Origin of the sequence: Burkholderia sp. Ac-20392, from assembly GCF_017104585.1 — a bacterium.
GTDB classification, from domain to species: domain Bacteria; phylum Pseudomonadota; class Gammaproteobacteria; order Burkholderiales; family Burkholderiaceae; genus Burkholderia; species Burkholderia lata.
In genome coordinates this window covers 1-3,153 of record NZ_JAAGPB010000722.1, presented here as the reverse complement: position 1 = coordinate 3,153, position 3,153 = coordinate 1, and the positions used below count along the sequence as shown (strand labels likewise).

3 protein-coding genes, 2 pseudogenes and 1 riboswitch are annotated in these 3,153 nt (G+C 69.8%); of the genes and pseudogenes, 3 read left to right on the top strand and 2 right to left on the bottom strand.

Going from position 1 to position 3,153, the window contains the following annotated elements:
- The 3 genes and pseudogenes from G3N99_RS37320 to G3N99_RS37310 form a co-directional block, all read left to right on the top strand.
- A pseudogene (locus G3N99_RS37320) lies at positions 1-347 on the top strand (malonate decarboxylase subunit epsilon); the annotation flags it as partial.
- Between the two features lie 117 nt (positions 348-464).
- Positions 465-986 (top strand): phospholipase D-like domain-containing protein, encoded by a 522-nt coding sequence (locus G3N99_RS37315; RefSeq protein WP_174934873.1) that lies wholly within the window; start codon positions 465-467, stop codon positions 984-986.
- A gap of 125 nt (positions 987-1,111) precedes the next feature.
- Positions 1,112-1,756, top strand: a complete 645-nt coding sequence (locus G3N99_RS37310; protein ID WP_174987131.1) for a phosphoribosyltransferase family protein — start codon at positions 1,112-1,114, stop codon at positions 1,754-1,756.
- A gap of 7 nt (positions 1,757-1,763) precedes the next feature.
- Here G3N99_RS37310 and G3N99_RS37305 read toward each other — a convergent pair.
- Together G3N99_RS37305 and G3N99_RS37300 are read right to left on the bottom strand one after the other, a co-directional pair.
- Positions 1,764-2,162, bottom strand: a pseudogene (locus G3N99_RS37305) (polyhydroxyalkanoate depolymerase); the annotation flags it as partial.
- Between the two features lie 204 nt (positions 2,163-2,366).
- Entirely contained in the window at positions 2,367-2,663 is a 297-nt protein-coding gene (locus tag G3N99_RS37300) for a hypothetical protein (protein WP_174947111.1), read from the bottom strand.
- A 142-nt stretch (positions 2,664-2,805) separates the two neighbouring features.
- Positions 2,806-2,997, top strand: a riboswitch (cobalamin riboswitch).
- Positions 2,998-3,153: the final 156 nt, after the last annotated feature.

Here is a 3,153-nt window from a genome sequence, read left to right as displayed (position 1 = left end):
GGCTCGCCGCGGCCGTGCCGGTGTTTCGCGCGTCGCTCGCCGCGACCGACGTGCGGCGGCCGCTGCCCGGCACGCGGCTGTTTTCGGGGATCGATGGCACATCGGTGCTGGACGTCGACGCAGGCCTCGACAAGCTTGCGCGGCAGATCGCGGAGCCGGTCGAGTGGGCGGCCTGTCTTGCCGCCTGCGTGGAGGCTGGTGCGACCGCGTTCCTCGAGCTCGGTCCCGGCCGCGCGCTGGCCGAGATGGCAGGTGGTGCCTATCCGGCGCTGCCGGCGCGCAGCCTCGCGGATTTCCGTTCCGTCGACGGCGTGGCGAGCTGGCTCGCACGCGTCGCGGCGGGCTGATCGACCGCGTGAAAAGCGGGCTGTAACCCGTTCGCCGGGCACCGGTTTTGCGCTGTGTGTTGCGCCGGCGCAGCAGCATCGCAGCCGGTGCTTGCCACGCGAATTGGCGTCGCTACAATGGCGCCCGCCATGAGACCAGCCGCCTTCCTTCTCGCCGCGCTTTGCTGCGCGGCGAGCGCCCACGCCAGCCAGATTCCGTCCGATGCCGCATCGGTCGGCACATACTTTTCGTATGACAATGCAGCAGCCGACGCGACCGTCGAGCTGATCGGCCAGGCGCAGCGTCGCGTGCTGCTGGCAGGCTATGCGCACGTACCGCCGGCGGTCGCGAGCGCGCTGCGCGCGGCCCGCGCACGCGGGGTCGAGGTGCGTGTCGTGCTCGTGCGTTCGCCGCGCGCAGGCAGATACAGCGGCGCGGGCTATCTGAAATCGTCGGGTATCGACGTGGCGATCGATTCGCGGCACGGCGATCCCGCGCCGCGCTTCGTGATCGTCGACGACAGCGTCGCGCTGACGACGCTGTCCGAAGGCGCAGCCGCGCATGCGGAAACGGTGAACGTGTTCCAGCGCGCGCCCGAGCTTGCGCAATCCTATGCGCAGTCGTTCTGGCGGCTGTACCGGCAGGCCGGCGGCCTCTGACCCTTTCCGTCGGCGCCGTGCGCGCCGGTGTGACCCTGCTTGCATCGGCGCGGCCGATGAACCATGCTCGTTGACAGGCGCCGACGCGGGTTTCGCGCATCCGGCGCAACGGCAGGGAGCCGATCGTGTTCGAGTGTTTTGCCGATCGCGCCGATGCCGGCCGCCAGCTGGCCGTTGCGTTGGGCGATTACGCGGGGCGTGGCAATGTCGTCGTGCTCGCGCTGCCGCGCGGCGGCGTGCCCGTCGCGTATCCGGTCGCTTGCGCGCTGCGCGCGCCGCTCGACGTGCTGGTCGTGCGCAAGCTCGGCGTGCCGTACGATCCCGAGCTTGCGATGGGCGCGATCGCGACGGGCGGCGCGATTCATCTGCAGCGTTCGGTGCTCCGCTCGATGAACGTGTCCGACGAACAGCTCGCTGACGTGATCGCGCGCGAGACCGCCGAACTGCATCGTCGCGAAGCGCTGTATCGCGGTGCCGCGCCGCCGCTGCCGGTCGAAGGGCGCATCGCGATCGTCGTCGACGACGGTGTCGCGACCGGCGCGTCGATGCGCGTCGCGCTGCAGGCGTTGCGCGAGCGTCACCCGGCGCGGATCGTGGCGGCTGCCCCGGTCGCACCGGCGGGCACGCGCCATGTGTTCGACGATCTGGCCGATGCGTTCGTCACCGTGTCGCTGCCGCTGCCGTTCTTCGGGATCAGCCAGTTCTACGCGCGCTTCGAGCAGACGAGCGACGACGAGGTACGCGCATTGCTCGACGCGGCGCGGCTCTGATTCGGGATCACGTCCGCCTGATGCGACGCGGGCGAGGGCGGCGGGTTTCGGCCCACGCGAACACACGCTGCAGCATCGGATGGACATCCCCGTGCCAGCGCGCTCCCGTAAACAGCCCGTAGTGATCGCAGTCGTCGATGTCGATGCGGTAGCGCTCATCGTCGGCGAGGCTGCTGCACAGGTCGAGCGCCGCATGCGTCTGGCCGGCGCCCGTGACCTTGTCGCACGCACCTTCGACGGTCAGCAGGACGATGCCGCGCAAGGCCGCCGGCTCGACGCGCTGGCCGCCCACGTCCCACGTGCCGAGCGCAAGGCTCATGCGCTGGAACACGATGTCGACCGTATCGAGGAAATACTCGGCCGGCATGTCGAGCAGCGCCGTGTATTCGAGCAGCGCGCGCCGCGCGCTGCGTCCGAGCCCCGCGTAACCGTCGTCGCCGATGCCCACTACCGTCAGCCACGCCGTCATGCACCCTTCCCCATCGTTCGATTCCCTACCGTGTGTTGCGATGCGCGGCAGCCGGGCTGCCGCGCGTTGATTCGTCGATGATCCCGATCCGCGCCCGCGCCGTGCATGTCGCCCGCCCGCCAGTGCGATACGGCGACGACGTCAGCCGCGCGTCACCGGGCCAATCAAGACCAGCAAGCCCAAATACATGCCGCCGATCGACGCGATCAGCAGCCAGCCGAGCAGCAGCCACATGAGCGGCCGCGCCCCGCTTTTCCTGTACAGGAACGTGCCACCCGCCACGATCGGCACGCCGAGGCCGGCGAGCCCGACATTCTTCGGCCACTCGGCCGCCGGTGCAAGCGGGATCAGTATGCACGCGAGCAGCATCCAGGCCGGGATGGCCAGCAAGCCCAGTGCAATACCCATGCCGAACAGCTCCGTCCTGCCGAGTTTCATCGCGGATACCGGCGGTCGCCGATCTGATGTCGAGCCGCCAATCGTACCATTTGCGAGATAGCTCAAAACCGGCTGCGACCGTGCTGTGACGCGGTTGCGCGGCGTATCGACAATGCCGGATCGTCGCGAAAATCGGGTATCCTACGGCCGTTCGTTCGCCGGTGCCCCTCGGGGCCGAAGAGGGAACACAGGGCGCGCCACGCGCCGCTGTGGCTGCCCCCGCAACTGTAGACAGCGAGCCGATCTCCCCCTCATGCCACTGGTTCCACCGGGAAGGCCGGGAGCCGGCGCCGACCTGTCAGCCAGGAGACCTGCCGGCCTGAAAGTGCGTGCGTGCCAGTCGGCGTCGGGCGGGGTGTACCGATGCGTTGGCCGCGGCGCGACACTGTCCCGGTACCCCGTTGAGTTCCGCCCCCGTTTCGATTCCTGAGTCGCCCGTCGTGCGCCCGTCGGCCTGCCCGGGGCTCGTGCGCGTGGTCGCGGCCGCCGA